Source organism: Streptomyces sp. NPDC059866 (assembly GCF_042731325.1).
GTDB classification, from domain to species: domain Bacteria; phylum Actinomycetota; class Actinomycetes; order Streptomycetales; family Streptomycetaceae; genus Streptomyces; species Streptomyces flavusporus.
The window spans coordinates 189157-208126 of record NZ_JBHWJT010000001.1; the positions used below are offsets into that span (position 1 = coordinate 189157).

Sequence of the window (18970 nt, forward strand, 5' to 3'; positions counted from 1 at the left end):
CGACTCCCGGTGTCGTCACCCGGAGACCGCGGTGACGCGCCGGTAGCTGCTGCCGTCGCGCTCGCGCACGAGCAGACCGTTCTCCACGCAGTAGCGGCGCAGCGCGGACGTGTCGTCGTGGACGGTGCGGAACGCCTCGTTGACCTCGCGCTCGGTATAGCTGCGCTCGGCCGCGAAGAGGGTTTCCGTCAGATGCTCGAGCAGTTCACGGCGTACGACCGGACGGACCGGGATCGAGGTCAGCCGCCCGTGGGCGAAGAACCCGGTCAGACGCCGGGGCACGCCGGCCGCCGCCGGTTCGACGGGGCGCGCACGGCGGAAGACCGACGCGCCGGCCGTCAGGGAGCCGTCGGGACGGCGTTCCACGAGCCCGGCCGAGAGCAGGCGCCCCAGGTGTTTGCGCACGGCGGGAGCGTCCTCCTCGCGTGGCGGCAGGTCCTGCAGCACGATGCGGGCGTACAGCTTCAGCCGTTCCGGGTCGGCGAGCGCGGCCAGGAGCTGGTCCATGGGGTTCCTTCCGGCAGGTGACGGAGCCGGAGCAGTGTCACCCGCCGGCCGGTGGCCACGCATCCGAATAACGTCCGCGCGGCCACCCGGCGCCGGCTCAACGTCCGCGCAGCTCCCGGTACTTGGCGACCAGCGTCTTGGTGGACGCGTCCAGGCCGGGCACCTCGGCGCCCTCGGTGAGCGCGGGCTCGACGCGCTTGGCGAGGACCTTGCCGAGCTCGACGCCCCACTGGTCGAAGGAGTCGATGTTCCAGACCGCGCCCTGGACGAACACCTTGTGCTCGTAGAGGGCGACCAACTGGCCGAGCACCGACGGGGTGAGCTCACGCGCAAGGATCGTGGTGGTCGGGTGGTCACCCTTGAACGTCTTGTGCGCCACCAGCTCCTCGGGCACACCCTCGGCGCGCACTTCGTCCGGTGTCTTGCCGAAGGCCAGTGCCTGCGTCTGGGCGAAGAAGTTGGCCATCAGCAGGTCGTGCTGGGCCTTCAGCTCGTCGCTGAGCTCGGCGACCGGCTCGGCGAAGGCGATGAAGTCCGCCGGGATCAGCTTCGTGCCCTGGTGGATGAGCTGGTAGTAGGCGTGCTGCCCGTTGGTGCCGGGCGTGCCCCAGACGACGGGTCCGGTCTGCCAGTCCACCTCACGTCCGTCCCGGCCGACGTACTTGCCGTTGGACTCCATGTCGAGCTGCTGGAGGTAGGCGGTGAACCTGGACAGGTAGTGGCTGTAGGGCAGTACGGCATGCGACTGGGCGCCCAGGAAGTTGCCGTACCAGATGCCCAGCAGGCCCAGCAGCAGCGGCACATTGGACTCGGCGGGGGCGGTGCGGAAGTGCTCGTCGACCAGGTGGAAGCCGTCGAGCATCTCCCGGAAGCGGTCCGGGCCGATGGCGATCATCAGCGACAGGCCGATCGCCGAGTCGTAGGAGTAGCGGCCGCCGACCCAGTCCCAGAACTCGAACATGTTGGCCGTGTCGATGCCGAACTCCGCGACCTTCTCGGCATTCGTCGACAGCGCGACGAAGTGCTTGGCCACGGCGGCTTCGTCACCCAGCGCGTCCAGCAGCCACTTCCGTGCGGACGTGGCGTTGGTGACCGTCTCGATGGTGGTGAAGGTCTTGGAGGCGATGATGAACAGCGTCTCGGCCGGGTCCAGGTCGCGCACCGCCTCGTGCAGGTCGGCGCCGTCGACGTTGGAGACGAAGCGGACCGTCAGATCGCGGTCGGTGAAGGCGCGCAGCACCTCGTACGCCATCGCCGGGCCCAGGTCGGAGCCACCGATGCCGACGTTGACGACGTTGCGGATCCGCCGGCCGGTGTGCCCGGTCCACTCCCCCGAACGGACCCGCTCGGCGAAGTCGGCCATCTTGTCGAGAACGGCGTGCACGGCCGGCACGACGTTCTCCCCGTCGACCTCGATGACGGCCTCGCGCGGCGCCCGCAGCGCGGTGTGCAGGACGGCGCGGTTCTCGGTCGTGTTGATCTTCTCGCCGCGGAACATGGCGTCCCGCAGGCCGAAGACGTCCCGCGCGGCGGCCAGCTCGCGCAGCAGCCGCAGGGTCTCGTCGGTGACGAGGTGCTTGGAGTAGTCGACGTACAGGTCCCCGACCTGCAGCGTGTAGCCGGAGCCACGCCCGGGGTCCGCCGCGAACAGATCCCGCAGATGGGTGTCCGCGAACTCCTCACGGTGCTTGGCCAGAGCGGTCCACTCGGGCGTCTGATTGAGCCTGGTACGGCCGTCTGCGTTCATGGTCCCAACCTAATTGATCAGCGGGAGACGTGAGCTGTCGTCGCGTCGTCGTGCCGTGCAACAACAGATACGTTCACCTTGACCACAGGTGTCAGCACCACAGGTGTCAGCCGTCGTGCCGGGCACGGCTCGGTGCCCGGCCGGAGCTCAATTCCTAGATCTCGCCCCGCAGTTTGGCGAGCGCCTCGGCGAGGATCGCCTCGCCGTCCGCGTCGCTGCGCCGCTCCCGTACGTACGCCAGGTGCGTCTTGTACGGCTCGGTGCGCGGCGGGGCCGGTGGGTTGTCCCGGTCCTGTCCGGCCGGGAACCCGCAGCGCGGGCAGTCCCAGGTGTCGGGAACCTGTGCGTCGCTGGCGAAGCTGGGCTGTGTTTCGTGCCCGTTGGAGCACCAGAAGGAGACGCGCAGACGGGGCGCGGACTCGCCGCGCTCGGCCTCGCCCATCGGCCCCGCCCCGACCCGGCTTCCTCGGATCGCGTTGCCACTTGCCACGGTCGTAACTCCCTGCGTGATGGTGCCGCGAAGCGAGTCGGCGTTTCGCTTCGCTGCGAGCGCCTCAGTCTACGTAAGGCCCAACGCGCGTCCAGTGATTGGAGTTACCGACCCCATATCAAGACGCAAGCCCCATGATAGGCCGCACTCAGGTGCGCGTACCCTACATGGGGCGTTACGTACGGAATGTGTGTGCCGGTCAGTTGCTGACCTTCATCAGGATGCCCAGCACGACAATGCACGCGAACCACAGCAGACCGACCACCACGGTGATGCGGTCCAGGTTGCGCTCGGCGACCGAGGAGCCGCCGACGGACGACTGCATGCCGCCACCGAACATGTCGGAGAGGCCGCCGCCCTTCCCCTTGTGCATCAGCACCAGCAGCATCAGCAGCAGGCTGAAGACGATCAGGGCGATCGTGAACCCCATAACCACGGCTGGACCAACTTCCTCGGATCTGGATCGACGACGGGGTCCAGCATGCACTGCTGGACCCCGCAAGGGTACGACGTATCGCCGCTACCGCATACTCACTGGTCGCGGAAGCGGACGATCTTGACGAACTCGTCCGCGTCCAGCGAGGCGCCGCCGACCAGCGCGCCGTCGATGTCGGCCTTGGCCATGATCTCGGCGACGTTGCCGGCCTTCACGGAGCCGCCGTACTGGATGCGGATCTTGCCGGCGACGTCCTGGGAGTACAGTTCGGCGATCTTGCCGCGGATCGCCGCGCAGACCTCCTGGGCGTCGTCGGCGCCGCAGACCTTGCCGGTGCCGATGGCCCAGACGGGCTCGTAGGCGATCACGATGGACTCGGCCTGCTCGGCCGCCACGTCCTTCAGACCGCCCTCGACCTGGGCGAGCGTGTGCGTGACGTGGTTGCCCGCGTCACGGACCTCCAGCTCCTCGCCGACGCACATGATCGGGGTCAGGCCGTGCTTGAAGGCGGCCTTGACCTTGGCGTTCACCAGCTCGTCGGTCTCGCCGTGGTACTGCCGGCGCTCGGAGTGGCCGACCGCCACGTAGGTGCACTTCAGCTTGGCCAGCATCGCGCCGGAGATCTCGCCGGTGTACGCGCCGGAGTCATGCGCCGAGAGGTCCTGGGCGCCGTACTTGATCTTCAGCTTGTCGCCGTCGACCAGGGTCTGCACGGAGCGCAGGTCGGTGAAGGGCGGCAGGACGGCGACCTCGACGGCCTCGTAGTCCTTGTCGGCCAGGGCGAAGGCGAGCTTCTGGACGTGGGCGATGGCCTCGAGGTGGTTGAGGTTCATCTTCCAGTTGCCCGCCATCAGGGGCTTGCGGCCCTGCTCAGGAGCAGTCATTGAGGGTCAGTCCTCCAGTGCGGCGAGGCCGGGGAGCGTCTTGCCCTCGAGGTATTCGAGGGAGGCGCCGCCACCGGTCGAGATGTGGCCGAATGCGTTCTCGTCGAAGCCCAGGGTGCGCACGGCGGCGGCGGAGTCGCCGCCGCCGACCACGGTGAAGCCCTTGGAGTCGACGAGGGCCTGGGCGACCGCCTTGGTGCCCTCGGCGTAGTCGGGGTGCTCGAAGACGCCCATGGGGCCGTTCCAGAAGACGGTGGCGGCGTCGGCGAGCTTCGAGGCGTACAGCTTGCGGGTCTGCGGACCGATGTCCAGACCCTCCTGGTCCGCCGGGATGGCGTCCGCGGCGACGGTGGTGGGATTCGCGGGGGCCTTGGTCTTCAGGTCCGGGAACTCGGGGGCGACCAGGACGTCGACCGGCAGGACCAGCTCGACGCCGGTCTTCTCGGCGCGCTCGATGTACTCGGTGACGGCCGGGATCTGGTCCTCCTGGAGGAGGGAGATGCCGACCTCGTAGCCCTTGGCCTTGAGGAAGGTGTAGGCCATGCCGCCGCCGATGAGGAGACGGTCGGCCTTGCCGAGCAGCTGGTCGATCACGGCGAGCTTGTCGGAGACCTTGGCGCCGCCGAGGGCGACGACGTACGGCCGCTTCACGTCCTCGGTGAGCTTCTTCAGCACGCCGACCTCGGTCGCGATGAGGTGGCCGGCGTAGTGCGGCAGCCGGGCCGGGAGGTCGTACACGGAGGCGTGCTTGCGGTGCACGGCGCCGAAACCGTCACCGACGTACACGTCGGCGAGGGCGGCGAGCCGGTCGGCGAAGGCGGCGCGCTCGGCGTCGTCCTTGGCCGTCTCGCCGGCGTTGAAGCGCAGGTTCTCGATGACCGCCACCTGACCGTTCGCCAGTCCGGCGACGGTGGCCTGCGCGGACTCGCCGACCGTGTCGGTGGCGAACTGCGCCTCGGCACCGAGGAGTTCACCGAGGCGCTCGGCGGCGGGCAGCAGCGAGAAGGCGGGGTCCGGGGCACCCTTGGGGCGGCCGAGGTGCGAGGCGACGACCACCTTGGCACCGGCGTCCGCGAGGGCCTTGACGGTGGGCAGTACGGCGCGGATGCGGCCGTCGTCGGTGATGACACCGTCGGCCAGCGGCACGTTCAGGTCGGCACGGACGAAGACCCGCTTGCCGTCCACACCTTCCGAGAGAAGTTCGTCGATCGTCTTCATGAGGGGACTCCTGAGAGGGCTGGTCGATCAGTACGTGCGGCAGGGCTCGGACAACGCGGTGTGCGCTGACCGAGCCCTGCTCTCACATCGAGGTGCCTGCTCCGGTGATCAGAGCTGGTTGCCGACGAAGACCGTGAGGTCGACGAGGCGGTTGGAGTAGCCCCACTCGTTGTCGTACCAGCCGATGACCTTCACGTTCTTGCCCTCCTGGACCATGGTCAGGGAGGAGTCGAAGGTGCAGGACGCCGGGGCGTTGACGATGTCCGAGGAGACGATCGGGTCCTCGGTGTACTCGAGAAGGCCCTTCAGCTCGCCCTCGGCGGCCTTCTGGAAGGCGGCGTTGACCTCTTCCTTGGTGACCTCGCGGCCGAGCTCCACGACCAGGTCGGTGACGGAGCCGGTCGGGACCGGGACGCGCATGGCGATGCCGTCCAGCTTGCCCTTGAGCTGCGGCAGGACCAGGGCGGTGGCCTTGGCGGCACCGGTGGTGGTCGGGATGATGTTCTCGGCGGCGGCACGGGCGCGGCGCAGGTCCTTGTGCGGGAAGTCCAGGATGCGCTGGTCGTTCGTGTACGCGTGGACGGTCGTCATCAGACCCTTGACGATGCCGAAGTTCTCGTCGAGGACCTTGGCCATCGGCGCCACACAGTTGGTGGTGCAGGAGGCGTTGGAGATGACGTGGTGGTTCGCCGGATCGTACTTGTCGTGGTTGACGCCCATCACGATGGTGATGTCCTCGTCCTTGGCCGGGGCCGAGATGAGGACCTTCTTCGCACCGCCCGCGATGTGCTTCGCGGCGTCTTCCTTCTTGGTGAAGATGCCGGTCGACTCGATGACGATGTCGACGCCCAGCTCGCCCCACGGGATGTCGGCGGGGTTGCGCTCGGACAGCACCTTGATGGTGTGGCCGTCGACGGTGATCGTGTCGGCGGTGTGCGACACCTCGGCCTTGAGGCGGCCCAGGATGGTGTCGTACTTCAGCAGGTGAGCGGTGGTCGCGGTGTCACCCAGGTCGTTGACAGCCACGATCTCGATGTCTGCACCCTGCTCCAGCAGCGCGCGGAAGTAGTTACGACCGATGCGGCCAAAGCCGTTGATGCCTACGCGGATCGTCACGAACCGATCTCCTCGTTGGTACGCCGGTGTCTTGACGCCGGCGAGCTGTATGGGATGTCCCCGACCGCATCCGACCCTACCTCCCCGAGGCCCCCGGGGTGACATCGAGATGGCCCATACACGGCACTGCGGTCCGTACCCACCAGTAGGGGTACGGACCGCCCGGGCCGCGAGAGCCGATCACCCTGAATGACTACGCGGAGTCGGCGGTCGTTGACCGTGGTCGACCTTTGGGAACTCAGTCGTCGAGTGCTGCGAGTGCCTCCCCGATCAGGGCTCTGCGGTCGGCCGCCGCGGTGACGTGCTCCAGGCCGAAGCCCAGCAGCACGGTGTCGTCCGTGGTGACCGCTCCGTATGTCTTGAACAGTTCGCCGGACAGCCCCCAGTCCTTGACCACCGCGGGGCTGCCCGAGGGCGGTCCCGGGGTGGTCCAGGCGCCGAGCGACGTCTCGAAGCCCTCGGCCTGTCCTGCCGTACCGCCGATGACGACGGAGGCGTTGTCGGCGAGGACGCCGTGGCCGCCGGAGCCGGGGTCGGTGATGTAGGAGAGCGAGACCTCGACCGTCTTCCCCGCGTAGGCGGAGAGGTCGAACTCGACCTGCTGCCAGCCGTCCGAGGCGCCGGTGAAACTGTTCCAGGAACCGCTCGTCCCGGTGGGCGTGCAGCCGCCCTCGTCCGGGGTCAGATACCGCTTGAGCGCCGGGTGGGCCTGGACGAAGTAGCCGGCCTCGCACTCGGTGGGCACGGCGGTGCCGGTGGCACCGCCCTTCTCCGGGAGGGTGGTCCAATCGTCCGCCCCGGCGGTGTGCGCCTCCAGGACGGCGTGGTCGTAACCCTGCTCGGTGTCCCACAGGAGCCGGGTGCGCAGCGTCGGGGCGTCGGCCGCGCTGACGGAGGTGAGGTCGATGGTCCGGGTCAGACGGTTCCAGGCGTAGTCGGAGTGCGTGACGGCCGCCATGGAGGCGCCCTCGTACGGGCCGTAGGGGTTGACCGTCCCCGGGTACTGGCCCGCGCCCGCGCTCTCGAACTGCGGGAACGTCTCCACGGGCAGGGTGTCCGAGGTGACGCCGAAGGATCCGGCCGCGTTCAGCGGGTTGCCGGGCGCGTCGCCGAGGGTTCCCGTGACGCCCGCCAGTCTGCCGGAGCCGGTGAATGCCGTGGCGTTCGGCAGGGACGTGCGGCTGTAGGCGCCCAGGTAGTACTGGCTGAAGTCGTTCGACAGGGCGCCTGAGCCGAGGTCGACCGAGCCGCCGGCCGTCTCGCCCGCCTCGATCAGCCTGCCGCCCTCGTTGAGGTGGGCACGCAGTTCGAGCTGAGTGGCGACGCCGGGCCGGACCGCGCCGGTGTGGTGGACGACGGTGTCGAAGTGCTTCAGGACGCCCAGTGCGTCCGGGGCGCCCTGGGTGGCGACGTCCCAGACGAGCGCCTTCGTGCCGTTGGCCTTCAGGGCGTCCACGTACGTCTGTGCCTGGGTCGCGGGCGCCCCCTCCTCGGCGACGACGAGCGTGTCCGCGCGCGGGCGTTCGGCCACCGTGTACGTGAAGTGCTCGCTCTCGGTGCGCTTCCCGCTCTTCGTCTCACCGGCGAACCAGACCTCGACCCTGTCCCCGGGATCGCCGCCCGCGACTCCGGCCCGGTACTCGTCGAAGTGGAGGTTGTCGTCACCGCCGAACGTCTCGCCGCCCTTCCACGGCCTCAGCGCCACGTCCTGCGTACGGCCGCCGTTGATGCGGTACCTGAGCTCCTTGTCCCGCACGGACTTCCGTACGACGACGGAGACCTCCTGGTCGGCGCCGCGCGCGTACGACGTCGTGAAGGCCGCCGGTGTGAAGTCGGGGGCGTCGATGCCGACCGACGACTTCGGCCGGTCCGGCCGGGCAGCGGACTCGGCGACCGAGAGCGCGAACGGGATGTTCTTCTCGAACTCCTGCTGGATCAGCTTCTCGTCGTCCGGGAAGGTGAAGATCGACGCGCAGTCCGCGGGCTTCCAGGCGTCGTCCGGGTCGACGTTCGAGGCCGTCTGACAGGTCGACATCTCCGGTGTGAACATCGCGGTGCCGTTGATGTTGGCCGCGTGACCGTCCGCCTCGCCGTTGGTGGTGTAGAGCTCGGAGGAGAGCTGCGGGTGGTAGCCCGGGATCGCGGAGTTCTCCGGCGTACCGGCGAGGGCCTTGTAGAGCACGTCGTCCGGGGTCGGCGTGGCCACCTGCCAGCCGACCCCGTAGAGGAGGAGTTCGGCGGCGGAGTGGTAGTTGATGCCGTACTCGAAGCCGATACGCCGCTCGAAGGCGTCGAGCGCCTTGGTCTCGGGTTCGGAGTTCGGGCCGGGGCCCCGGTAGGTCTGGCTGGTGGGGTACGGGGACGAACCCTCGTCGTCATAGCCCCACTTGTAGGCGAAGTTGCGGTTGAGGTCGACGCCGTCGCCGATCGTCCAGGCACCGTCACCGTTGTTGTCGCGCATGTTCTTGCGCCACTGGCGGTCGCCTTCGGGGGCGTGGGTCCAGTCGTAGCCGTCGGGGTTGGCGACGAGGACGAACCACAGCTCGGTCGTGTCGACGATCTTCTTGATCCGCTTGTCCGTGGCGTAGTTGTCCAGGTAGTGGTGCATCAGCCGCCGGGTCATCTCCGGGGTGATCCACTCGCGCGCGTGCTGGGAGGACATGTACAGGGTGGAGGGCTTGGCTCCGTCCTTGGTCCGCTTCGCGTTCCTGGTGAGCTTGAGGGCGAGGATGTCCTGGCCCTGGACCGTCTTGCCGAGGGAGACGACCTTGGTGAGGGACGGATGCTTCTGGCCGGTGCGGAGGATCTCCTCCTTGAGGCCGCCCGCTCCGCTGTACGGCCGGTAGACGCCGTCCCCGGCGGCGGCCACACGCGCGCGTGCCTGCGCCGAGAGCGTGTGCTCCTTGAGGTCGACGCCCTGCTTTTCGAGTTTCTCGGCCTGCTTGTCGGTGAGGTAGACCTCGACGGTGGCGGTGCCCTTGTCGGGAGCCTGCTCGCCGAGTTCGTGACCGTCCTGACCGGTTGCAAGCAGCAGGGGGATCTGCTGCTTGGTGACTTCGGCGCGGTAGACCTTGACCTCTTCCGCGTCGGGACCCGATGAACTGGTGCCCTGTGCCTGGGCGAAGGGTGCGATGCTCGCTCCACCGATCAGGAGCGCGCCGACAGCGAGGATCGATCTCGCTCTGTGTCTCATGAAGCCCCCTGGTACTGGATCGCCCCAGTGGCGAATAGGTGCCAGGCTCATGACAGTTCACGATCGAGTCAAGGGCGCCTCCGACACGCACACACGCCGGTGCCGACCACCCAAGTGGGCGTCGGCACCGGCGTGCTGATCTCTCGTCAGGTCATCCCGCGAAGTTGTCCGCCAGCTCCTCGGTGAGGTTGGCCTCCGTGCCCGGGATACCGAGGTCGGCGGCCCGCTTGTCGGCCATGGCCAGCAGGCGGCGGATACGGCCCGCGACGGCGTCCTTGGTCAGTGGCGGGTCGGCGAGGGCGCCCAGCTCCTCCAAGGAGGCCTGCTTGTGCTCCATGCGGAGCCGGCCGGCGGCGGCGAGGTGCTCGGGGACGTCGTCGGCGAGGATCTCCAGGGCGCGTTGGACACGGGCGCCGGCGGCGACGGCCGCGCGGGCGGAGCGGCGCAGGTTGGCGTCGTCGAAGTTGGCGAGGCGGTTCGCCGTGGCGCGCACCTCGCGGCGCATCCGGCGCTCTTCCCAGGCGAGCACCGACTCATGGGCGCCGAGGCGGGTGAGGAGGGCGCCGATGGCGTCGCCGTCCCGGACGACGACCCGGTCCACGCCGCGCACCTCGCGGGCCTTCGCGGCGATGGACAGCCGACGGGCGGCGCCGACCAGCGCGAGCGCGGCCTCGGGGCCGGGGCAGGTCACCTCCAGGGAGGAGGAGCGGCCGGGCTCGGTGAGCGAACCGTGCGCCAGGAAGGCGCCCCGCCAGGCCGCCTCGGCGTCACAGGTGGCCCCCGAGACCACCTGCGGGGGCAGACCGCGGATCGGGCGGCCCCGGCCGTCCACGAGGCCGGTCTGCCGGGCCAGCTGGTCGCCGCCCGCGACGACGCGCACGACGTAGCGCGAACCGCGCCGCAGCCCGCCCGGCGCCATCACGATCAGCTCCGAGCTGTGCCCGAAGATCTCCAGGACGTCCCGCTTGAGGCGGCGGGCCGCCATCGCGGTGTCCAGCTCCGCCTCGATCACGATGCGCCCGCTGACCAGGTGGAGGCCGCCGGCGAACCGCAGAATGGCGGAGACCTCCGCCTTCCTGCAGCAGGTCCGGGTGACGGGGAGCCGGGAAATCTCGTCCTTCACCGCTGCCGTCATCGCCATGGGCCGATCCTTCCATGCATCCGAAAAATACGGTCGTACGCGGCAGCCAGCAGCTCCGGATCGTGCCGCGGAGTGCCGTCCCTCCGGGCCACCGGTGCCAGCTCGACCGCGGCCCCGAAACGCCGGGCGGCGTCGGTCAGCGAGTCGCGGTCGGGCACGGCGGCCTCGTCGGCCAGCACCACGTCCAGGGCGAGTTTAGGGGCGTGTCGTCCCAAAACCTCCAAATGACGCTGCGGGGAGAAGCCCTCGGTTTCTCCGGGCTGCGGGGCGAGGTTCAGCGAGAGTACCCGGCGCGCCTTCGTCTCCAGGAGAGCGTCCAGCAGTTCGGGCACGAGCAGGTGCGGGATGACCGAGGAGAACCAGGAGCCGGGGCCGAGCACCACCCAGTCCGCATCCAGGACCGCCTCGACGGCCTCGGGTACGGCGGGCGGGTCGTTCGGCACCAGGTGCACGGACTGCACCTCGCCGGGGGTGAGCGCCACGGTCGCCTGGCCGCGGACCGTCTCGATCTCCTCCGGTCGGTCCGGGTCGTGCCCCTTGACCAGGGCCTGGAGCTCCAGGGGCACGGCGGACATGGGCAGCACGCGCCCCTGTGCGCCCAGCAGCTTGCCGACCAGGTCGAGCGCCTGGACGTGGTCGCCGAGCTGCTCCCACAGGGCGACGATCAGCAGGTTGCCCACCGCGTGTTCGTGCAGTTCGCCCTGGGACTGGAAGCGGTGCTGGATGACCCGGGCCCAGGTCTGGCCCCACTCGTCGTCCCCGCACAGCGCGGCCAGCGCCTTGCGCAGGTCGCCGGGCGGCAGCACGCCCAGCTCGTCGCGCAGCCGGCCGCTGGAGCCGCCGTCGTCGGCCACGGTGACGACGGCGGTGAGGTCGCCGGTGATCCGGCGCAGCGCGGCGAGCGAGGCGGACAGGCCCATGCCGCCGCCGAGGGCGACCACCTTGGGCTGGGCGCCCCGGCGGCGCGCCCGGCCACCCCGGGGCTCGGCGAGCCGGCCGCCGCGCCCTTCCGGGGTGACCCCGCGCAGCCTGCTGAGCCGCGACGTACGTCCGGTCATTCGCGTCCCATGTCCCGGTGCACGACCACCGTCTCCACGCCCTCGGCCGCGAGGCGCGCGGCGAGCTTCTCCGACATGGCGACCGAGCGGTGCTTGCCGCCCGTGCAGCCGACCGCGATGGTCACATATCGCTTGCCCTCGCGCCGGTAGCCGGTCGCGATGAGCTGGAGCAGCTCGGCGTAGCGGTCGAGGAACTCCTTCGCGCCGGGCTGGTTGAAGACGTACGAGGCGACCTCGTCGTTCAGGCCGGTGAACGGGCGCAGCTCGGGCACCCAGTGCGGGTTGGGCAGGAACCGGCAGTCGACGACGAGGTCGGCGTCGACGGGGAGGCCGTACTTGTAGCCGAACGACATCACGGTGGCCCGCAGCTCGGGCTCCTCCTCGCCGGCGAACTGGGCGTCCATCTTGGCGCGCAGCTCGTGCACGTTCAGGCTGGAGGTGTCGATCACCAGGTCGGCGTCGCCGCGCAGCTCGCGCAGCAGCTGACGCTCGGCGGCGATGCCGTCGACGATGCGGCCGTCGCCCTGGAGGGGGTGCGGGCGGCGCACGGACTCGAAGCGGCGCACCAGGGCCTCGTCGGAGGACTCCAGGAAGACGATCCGCCGGGTGACGCCTCTGCTGTCGAGGTCCGCGAGGGACTCGCGGAGGTTGTCGAAGAAGCGGCGGCCGCGGACGTCGACGACGACCGCGATCCGCGCCACGTTGCCCTGGGAGCGGGCGCCGAGCTCCACCATGGTGGGGATCAGGGCGGGCGGGAGGTTGTCGACGACGAACCAGCCGAGGTCCTCCAGACACTTCGCGGCCGTCGAGCGGCCGGCTCCGGACATGCCGGAGATGATCACCAGCTCGGGGATGGCCGTCTCGGGGACCCCGTTGCCTTCGACGCCCGTACCCACCTGTGCTCCGCTTTCCCGAGGCGCATCCTGCCGGGTGCGGTCCTCGCCGGTTTCCATGTGCGTTTCCCTGGGTGCCTGATCTCGCTGGACTGTGGGCTGCTTCTCGTGCTCGGTCATCTCTCCTGCCCCCGTCGCTCGTCCGGGGCGCCCGTGGGCACGGGCTCCCCTGGGGGACCCGCCGTCGTCTCGGGTGCCCCGTCTTCCACGTCATCCATGATCTCTCCAGTTGCCGTGTTCACGGCGGGCGCGGCCGGAGCCGCCTGGGCAAGGGCCACGGCGATGGTCTCGGCCGTTTTGCGGCCTATGCCCGGAACCTCGCAGATCTGGTCGATTGTCGCGGATCGCAGCTTCTTCACCGACCCGAAGTGCTTGATCAGCGCCTGTTTGCGGGTCTCGCCGAGCCCGGGCACATCGTCCAGGGGGCTCGAACGGAAGCGCTTGGCGCGCTTGGTCCGCTGGTAGGTGATCGCGAACCGGTGGGCCTCGTCGCGGACCCGTTGCAGCAGGTAGAGGCCTTCGCTGGTGCGGGGCAGGACGACCGGGTCATCGTCGTCCGGCAGCCAGACCTCCTCCAGGCGCTTGGCGAGGCCGCACACGGCGATGTCGTCGATGCCGAGCTCGTCCAGGGCCCGCTTGGCCGCCATGACCTGCGGTTTTCCGCCGTCGACGACGACCAGCTGCGGGGGGTAGGCGAAGCGCTTGGGGCGGCCGTCGTCCTCGGTGAAGGCGGTGGGTGTGCCGTTTCCGGCGGCGTCCGCGGTGCCGTTCGTGAGGTCGGGCTCGCCCTCGGCCCACTCGCCGGTCTTCTCCTTCTCGGCGAGGTAGCGCCGGAAGCGGCGGGTGATCACCTCGTGCATCGAGCGGACGTCGTCCTGCCCCCGGAAGCCCTTGATCTGGAAGCGCCGGTACTCGCTCTTGCGCTGCAGCCCGTCCTCGAAGACGACCATGGACGCCACCACGTCGTCGCCCTGGAGGTGCGAGATGTCGTAGCACTCGATCCTGAGCGGTGCGCTGTCCAGCTCGAGGGCGTCGGCGATCTCCTCCAGGGCGCGCGAGCGCGTGGTCAGGTCGGAGGCGCGCTTGGTCTTGTGCAGGACGAGCGCCTGCTGGGCGTTGCGCTGCACGGTCTCCATCAGCGCCTTCTTGTCGCCACGCTGGGGGATGCGCAGCGAGACGATCGATCTCCGGCGCCCGGTCAGCCACTCCTGCACCGGCTCCACCGGGTCGGGCAGGGCGGGGACGAGGACCTCCTTGGGGACGGCGTCGCCGCTCTCCTCCCCGTACAGCTGCTGGAGGGCGTGCTCGACGAGGGCGCCGGTGGTGATCTCCTCGACCTTGTCGGTCACCCAGCCGCGCTGACCGCGGACGCGACCGCCGCGGACGTGGAAGATCTGCACGGCCGCTTCCAGCTCGTCCTCGGCGACCGCGATCAGGTCGGCATCGGTCGCGTCCGCGAGTACGACCGCGTTCTTCTCCATGGCCTTCTTCAGGGCCTCGATGTCATCGCGCAGCCGGGCCGCCCGCTCGTACTCCAGCTCCTCGGCCGCCTCGGCCATCTGCTTCTCGAGGCGACGCAGGTAGGTGCCCGTACGGCCGGTCATGAAGTCGCAGAACTCCTCCGCCAGGCCCCGGTGCTCCTCGGCGTCGACCCGGCCGACGCAGGGGGCGGAGCACTTGCCGATGTAGCCGAGCAGGCAGGGGCGGCCGGTGCGGGCAGCGTTCTTGAAGACTCCGGTCGAGCAGGTGCGCACCGGGAAGACGCGCAGAAGCAGGTCGACGGTGTCCCGGATGGCCCACGCATGCGCGTACGGCCCGAAATAGCGCACGCCCTTCTTCTTGTGCCCGCGCATCACCTGCACGCGCGGGAACTCCTCGTTCATCGTCACCGCGAGGTAGGGGTAGCTCTTGTCGTCGCGGTACTTGACGTTGAACCGGGGGTCGAACTCCTTGATCCAGGAGTACTCCAGCTGCAGCGCCTCGACCTCGGTGGACACCACCGTCCACTCCACCGACGCGGCCGTGGTGACCATGCTCCGGGTGCGCGGGTGCAGTCCCGCCAGGTCCTGGAAGTAGTTGGCCAGGCGCTGGCGCAGGCTCTTCGCCTTTCCGACGTAGATCACCCGGCGGTGCTCGTCACGGAACCTGTACACCCCGGGAGAGTCCGGGATCTGTCCCGGCTTGGGGCGGTAGCTGGAGGGGTCGGCCATGTCTCACACCCTACTGGCGAGCAGTGACACTCCGGCGAGCCTGTGGACAACGCCCACAGGTCCTGCGGGGTGGCCGGCGGACACCCGCCCGAGGACACCGGTCGAAGCTCGGCCAAGAGGACGCCACGGTTGGGCATCAGGTGTTGTCGAGGCATGGTCAACACGCTTCAATGCGGGGGAACTCGGGAGGGCGGCGTACGGATGTGAAGAAGCCCGACGCCGACAGGGGGACCCGACACCCTGCGCGAATGGTCTGACCAGCCGTTGTGATCCAGCACAGAAAGGCCCCTGCATGCCGCACGCCACACAGCACGCGGACACCGCCGCCGACGCCGCCGAAGACGTCGCCGCCGCCGCGGAACTGGACACGGCCCTGCAAGGCGGCCCCTTCCACGTCGCGCTGCGCGCCGCGATAGCCGCCCGCGGACTGCCCCTGCAGCGCGTGCAGCACCATCTGTCGCGGTACGGCGTGAAGGTCGGCGTCACCAGTCTGAGTTACTGGCAGCAGGGCGCCCGGCGCCCCCAGCGCCCCGAGTCGCTGCGTGCCGTGCGGGCCCTGGAGGAGATCCTCCAGCTGCCCGAGGAGTCACTGATCCGGCTGCTCTCCGACACCGACGAGCGGGTCTCCGCGCGGCGCCGAGGGGCCCGCTCCTACCGTGCCGTCGTCGAGGCCTCGGGCGTCCTGGAACGGCTGCTCGCCGAGCTGGACACGCCCCTCGACGGCGGGCTGCACATGCTCGGGCACCACGAGCACGTACGGATCGGGGCGGGTCGCGAGCTCATGGGGTGCGAGTCGCACCACATCGTGCGCGCCCACCGGGAGGGCGTCGACCGCTTCGTGGCCGTCCACCACGGCGACCCCGGATGCGTACCGGAACGGGTGAGGGTGCACGCGCTGGAGAACTGCCGCACGGGACGCATCCGTTGGCACCACGAGACCGGGGTGCTCGTCGCCGAGCTGCTCTTCGACACCCGGCTGCGGGCCGGCGACACCTACCTCTTCCGCTACGGCGTCGAGGACGGCACCGCCGGCGCCTCGCGCGAGTACGTCCGCGGCTTCGGCCCCGCCGGCGGCCAGTACGCCCTCCAGGTGCGGTTCGACGAGAGCGCCCTGCCCGTGCGGTGCCACCGGTTCACCCAGCAGTCGGCGGCGGCCCCGCGCAGCGGCCGCCAGGAGCTGCCGCTCACGGACCGCCACCATTCGGTGCACCTCGTCGAGCCCCGGGTGCGGTCGGGGATCGTCGGCATCGGCTGGGACTGGGAGTCGTAGTGCTTCGTCAGGTACTGCCGGGGATCCTCCGGCGGATCAGGCTCCCGGCCCGGCCACGATCCTGCCGTTCTCGGTCCTGACCGGGAGCTCGCTCAGCGGCACGGTGGCCGGGGCGTGCAGCACCTCGCCGGTCGTGGCGTCGAACTCGCTGCCGTGGCAGGGGCAGACGAGTTTCGTCCCCTCCAGCTTGTTGATGGGGCACGCCGCGTGCGTGCAGATCGTGCTGTACGCCTTCAACGAGCCGTCCTCGGCCCGGCTGACCACCACGTTGTGATCGCGGTACAGCCTGGCGCTGCCCTTCGTGACCTCGGTCTCCGCGCCGAGCTCGACCGGCGCGGTGGGCGCACCGGCCGGCGCCCCGCCACCCGGGGAACAGGCCGCGAGCCCGAGCCCGGCGACCGGCGCGAGGGCTGCGCCTCGCAGGACGGTGCGGCGGCTCGGGGTGGGGCGGGCGGGCATGGGGGTCTCCACTGGTCGGGGGCTCAGGGGCGCTTCAGGGATGGTTCGGGTGCAGGTCAAGGGTGCCTGGGTGCAGGTCAGGGGTGGTGCCTGCCGACGATAGCGGCCGGTGATCGAGCGGGGGCGCCTGGGGTGGGTTCGGGATCCCGGCGTAAACGCTTGCGCAAGCGTTTACGTCCGCCGCCGAATGGGATACGGTCCCGGCCAGAAGACGCGCATCGGACCGCAGCGGGCGCGCTCGGGAGGGAACCCATGCCAACCATGGCCGACGTGGCACGCAGCGCCGGTGTCTCCGTCGCGACCGTGTCCCATGTGCTGAACGGCACCCGGCCGGTGCTCCCGGGGACCCGTCAGGCCGTCCTGGACGCCATCGACGAACTCGGCTACACCCCGAACACCCTCGCCCGCTCCCTGGTGACCTCCCGCACCCGTTCCATCGGCCTCGCGGTGTCGGCCATCAGCAATCCCTACTTCACCGAGATCCTCCAGGGCGTCGAGGCGACCGCCCTGGAACACGGCTACAGCCTGCTCATCGCCGATCCGCACGACGACCCGCAGCACGAGCGCAAGGTCGTCCAGCTCCTGCACGAACGACGCGTGGACGGCCTGATCGTCGCGCCCTCGGCCAACCCGCGCGAACTCGTCACCTATCTGCATCGCCACAACGTCCCGACCGTGCTCCTGGACCGCCTGGTCGACCAGCCGGGGACCAGCGCGCCGCGCTTCGACCAGGTCTGCGCCGAGAGCGCTGAACCGGTGGCCCGGCTGGTGACCCATCTCGCCGGCCTCGGCCACCGCCGGATCGGCCTGGTCGCGGGCCGTCGCGGGCTCAGCACCACCGGCGAGCGCATCACCGGCTACCGCCACGGTCTCGCGGCCGCCGGGCTCCCCTACGACGAACGTCTCCTCGTACACGGCGACTCCGAGTCGGCCGGCGGCGAGCAGGCCACGGCGACTCTGCTGTCCCTCGCCGTGCGGCCCACGGCGCTCGTCACCGCCAACAACGCGATGACCATCGGCGCGCTGCGCGCCCTGCGCGAGCACGGCCTGTCCGTACCCGACGACATCGCGCTGTGCTGCTTCGACGACTTCGCCTGGGCAGACCTCTTCTCGCCCCGGCTCACCGCGATCGCCCAGCCCAGCAAGGACGTCGGCGCCCAGGCCGTGCAGGTCCTCCTGGAGCGCCTCACCGCGCCGGACCGGCCCGCCCGGACCGTGCGGCTGCCCTGCACCTTCGTCCACCGCACGTCCTGCGGCTGCCCCGAGCAGTCCGAGAAGTCCGACAAGGCCGAGCGCCGAACCGCCCAGAAGGGACCCGTCTCGTGATCGTCGTCGCCGGTGAGGCCCTGATCGACCTGGTACCGCAGGGCCCGGGTGCCCTCGCCGGCCTGCAGCCGGCCCTCGGCGGCGGCCCGTACAACACAGCCGTCGCGCTCGGCCGCCTGGGCTCGCCCACGGCCTTCTGCTCCCGTACCTCCCACGACGCCTTCGGCGAGGCCCTGCTCGACGGGCTGCGCAAGGCCGGGGTGGATGTCTCGGCGGTACAGCGCGGCACGGAGCCGACCACTCTGGCGGTCGCCACGATCGACGGGAACGGCTCGGCCGCCTACTCCTTCTACGTCGACGGCACCGCCGACCGCCTGTTCACCACCCCCGACCGCCTCCCCGCCGGAGCACGCGCGGTGTCGTTCGGCACCTGCTCCCTGGTCCTGGAGCCGGGGGCGAGCGCCTACGAGAAGCTGATGCGCAGCGCGGCCGCGCAGGGAGTGTTCACCGCGCTCGACCCCAACATCCGGGCCGGGCTGATCCCCGACGCGGACGCCTACCGGGCCCGGTTCGCCGACTGGCTGCCGTCGGTGACGCTGCTCAAGCTCTCCGAGGAGGACGCCCGGTGGCTGGGCGGCACCCCGCGCGAGTGGCTGGCCGCGGGTCCCGCGGCGGTTGTGATGACCCGGGGTGGCGACGGGCTGACCGTCTTCACCGGGGACGGCGCGGAACACTCCGTGCCGGGCGAGCAGGTCGCCGTGGTGGACACGATCGGCGCCGGCGACACGGTGAACGCGGCCCTGCTGCACGGCCTGTCCACCTGGGACGCCCTGTCCTCCGACGCACTCAGGGCCCTCGGCGACGACGGCTGGACACGACTGCTGCGGTTCGCGGCACGCGCGGCGGCGATCACCTGCTCCCGTGCGGGCGCGGAGCCGCCGTACGCGTCGGAACTGGGTGAGCTGTAGGGCGGCTGACTGTGCAACGGGCGGGGGCCCCCCGGGGGGTGCCCCCGGGGGCCCCCCCAACCCGGGTTTTTTGGGGGGGGGTGGGAGGCCGGGGGGGGCCCCCCCCGCGTGAGT

The 18970-nt window shown here is 70.4% G+C and carries 16 protein-coding genes; 3 read left to right on the top strand and 13 right to left on the bottom strand.

The genetic code is table 11. The annotated features are described in order from the left end of the window. Positions 1-15 precede the first annotated feature (15 nt). From ACFV7R_RS00905 to uvrC, 12 genes are all read right to left on the bottom strand, one after another. Positions 16-507, bottom strand: coding sequence for a DUF2087 domain-containing protein (locus tag ACFV7R_RS00905; RefSeq protein WP_385258307.1), 492 nt, complete (start codon positions 505-507; stop codon positions 16-18). A 97-nt stretch (positions 508-604) separates the two neighbouring features. Continuing rightward, positions 605-2254 carry a glucose-6-phosphate isomerase gene (gene pgi / locus ACFV7R_RS00910; RefSeq protein ID WP_385258310.1) on the bottom strand — a complete coding sequence of 550 codons (1650 nt, stop codon included), beginning with the start codon at positions 2252-2254 and terminating at the stop codon, positions 605-607. 154 nt (positions 2255-2408) lie between these two features. Beyond that, positions 2409-2744 (bottom strand): RNA polymerase-binding protein RbpA, encoded by a 336-nt coding sequence (locus ACFV7R_RS00915; protein WP_129797281.1) that lies wholly within the window; start codon positions 2742-2744, stop codon positions 2409-2411. 199 nt (positions 2745-2943) lie between these two features. Continuing rightward, positions 2944-3174: a preprotein translocase subunit SecG gene (secG, locus tag ACFV7R_RS00920; RefSeq protein WP_129797528.1), complete on the bottom strand. Its 231-nt coding sequence runs from the start codon at positions 3172-3174 to the stop codon at positions 2944-2946. Between the two features lie 101 nt (positions 3175-3275). Continuing rightward, positions 3276-4031 carry a triose-phosphate isomerase gene (gene tpiA / locus ACFV7R_RS00925; RefSeq protein WP_385258883.1) on the bottom strand — a complete coding sequence of 252 codons (756 nt, stop codon included), beginning with the start codon at positions 4029-4031 and terminating at the stop codon, positions 3276-3278. A gap of 39 nt (positions 4032-4070) precedes the next feature. Next, positions 4071-5282, bottom strand: a complete 1212-nt coding sequence (locus ACFV7R_RS00930) for a phosphoglycerate kinase (RefSeq protein ID WP_385258314.1) — start codon at positions 5280-5282, stop codon at positions 4071-4073. Between the two features lie 108 nt (positions 5283-5390). Further along, positions 5391-6398 carry a type I glyceraldehyde-3-phosphate dehydrogenase gene (gene gap, locus ACFV7R_RS00935; protein ID WP_129797284.1) on the bottom strand — a complete coding sequence of 336 codons (1008 nt, stop codon included), beginning with the start codon at positions 6396-6398 and terminating at the stop codon, positions 5391-5393. A gap of 238 nt (positions 6399-6636) precedes the next feature. Then, a complete protein-coding gene (locus ACFV7R_RS00940; RefSeq protein ID WP_385258317.1) occupies positions 6637-9591 on the bottom strand; it encodes a M14 family zinc carboxypeptidase in 2955 nt (984 codons plus the stop codon). Between the two features lie 151 nt (positions 9592-9742). Further along, positions 9743-10732 (bottom strand): DNA-binding protein WhiA, encoded by a 990-nt coding sequence (gene whiA, locus ACFV7R_RS00945; RefSeq protein WP_385258320.1) that lies wholly within the window; start codon positions 10730-10732, stop codon positions 9743-9745. Continuing rightward, the gene (gene yvcK, locus ACFV7R_RS00950; protein ID WP_385258322.1) at positions 10723-11790 is read right to left on the bottom strand and encodes a uridine diphosphate-N-acetylglucosamine-binding protein YvcK; all 1068 of its coding nucleotides are present in this window, start codon (positions 11788-11790) and stop codon (positions 10723-10725) included. The genes whiA and yvcK overlap by 10 nt, the downstream gene beginning before the upstream one ends. After that, complete coding sequence (gene rapZ, locus ACFV7R_RS00955) at positions 11787-12803, bottom strand: RNase adapter RapZ (RefSeq protein ID WP_385258324.1); 1017 nt, start codon at positions 12801-12803, stop codon at positions 11787-11789. Before rapZ ends, yvcK begins: the two co-directional genes overlap by 4 nt. Continuing rightward, positions 12800-14893: an excinuclease ABC subunit UvrC gene (gene uvrC, locus ACFV7R_RS00960; protein WP_385258327.1), complete on the bottom strand. Its 2094-nt coding sequence runs from the start codon at positions 14891-14893 to the stop codon at positions 12800-12802. Before uvrC ends, rapZ begins: the two co-directional genes overlap by 4 nt. Before the next feature lie 292 nt (positions 14894-15185). Between uvrC and ACFV7R_RS00965 the strand changes: the two genes are divergently transcribed. Then, positions 15186-16163, top strand: a complete 978-nt coding sequence (locus ACFV7R_RS00965; RefSeq protein WP_385258329.1) for a hypothetical protein — start codon at positions 15186-15188, stop codon at positions 16161-16163. A 36-nt stretch (positions 16164-16199) separates the two neighbouring features. On the opposite strand, the gene ACFV7R_RS00970 is transcribed toward ACFV7R_RS00965, so the two are convergent. Further along, the gene (locus tag ACFV7R_RS00970; protein WP_129797290.1) at positions 16200-16622 is read right to left on the bottom strand and encodes a Rieske (2Fe-2S) protein; all 423 of its coding nucleotides are present in this window, start codon (positions 16620-16622) and stop codon (positions 16200-16202) included. A gap of 252 nt (positions 16623-16874) precedes the next feature. Between ACFV7R_RS00970 and ACFV7R_RS00975 the strand changes: the two genes are divergently transcribed. Then, a complete protein-coding gene (locus tag ACFV7R_RS00975) occupies positions 16875-17948 on the top strand; it encodes a LacI family DNA-binding transcriptional regulator (RefSeq protein ID WP_385258332.1) in 1074 nt (357 codons plus the stop codon). Further along, positions 17945-18856: a carbohydrate kinase gene (locus ACFV7R_RS00980; RefSeq protein ID WP_385258335.1), complete on the top strand. Its 912-nt coding sequence runs from the start codon at positions 17945-17947 to the stop codon at positions 18854-18856. Before ACFV7R_RS00975 ends, ACFV7R_RS00980 begins: the two co-directional genes overlap by 4 nt. Positions 18857-18970: the final 114 nt, after the last annotated feature.

Coding starts and splice junctions, on each gene's coding strand:
- ACFV7R_RS00905 (WP_385258307.1), bottom strand. CDS start 507: ATGGACCAGCTCCTGGCCGCGCTCGCCGACCCGGAACGGCTGAAGCTG.
- pgi (WP_385258310.1), bottom strand. CDS start 2,254: ATGAACGCAGACGGCCGTACCAGGCTCAATCAGACGCCCGAGTGGACC.
- secG (WP_129797528.1), bottom strand. CDS start 3,174: ATGGGGTTCACGATCGCCCTGATCGTCTTCAGCCTGCTGCTGATGCTG.
- tpiA (WP_385258883.1), bottom strand. CDS start 4,031: ATGGCGGGCAACTGGAAGATGAACCTCAACCACCTCGAGGCCATCGCC.
- ACFV7R_RS00930 (WP_385258314.1), bottom strand. CDS start 5,282: ATGAAGACGATCGACGAACTTCTCTCGGAAGGTGTGGACGGCAAGCGG.
- ACFV7R_RS00940 (WP_385258317.1), bottom strand. CDS start 9,591: ATGAGACACAGAGCGAGATCGATCCTCGCTGTCGGCGCGCTCCTGATC.
- whiA (WP_385258320.1), bottom strand. CDS start 10,732: ATGGCGATGACGGCAGCGGTGAAGGACGAGATTTCCCGGCTCCCCGTC.
- yvcK (WP_385258322.1), bottom strand. CDS start 11,790: ATGACCGGACGTACGTCGCGGCTCAGCAGGCTGCGCGGGGTCACCCCG.
- rapZ (WP_385258324.1), bottom strand. CDS start 12,803: ATGACCGAGCACGAGAAGCAGCCCACAGTCCAGCGAGATCAGGCACCC.
- uvrC (WP_385258327.1), bottom strand. CDS start 14,893: ATGGCCGACCCCTCCAGCTACCGCCCCAAGCCGGGACAGATCCCGGAC.
- ACFV7R_RS00965 (WP_385258329.1), top strand. CDS start 15,186: ATGCCGCACGCCACACAGCACGCGGACACCGCCGCCGACGCCGCCGAA.
- ACFV7R_RS00970 (WP_129797290.1), bottom strand. CDS start 16,622: ATGCCCGCCCGCCCCACCCCGAGCCGCCGCACCGTCCTGCGAGGCGCA.
- ACFV7R_RS00975 (WP_385258332.1), top strand. CDS start 16,875: ATGCCAACCATGGCCGACGTGGCACGCAGCGCCGGTGTCTCCGTCGCG.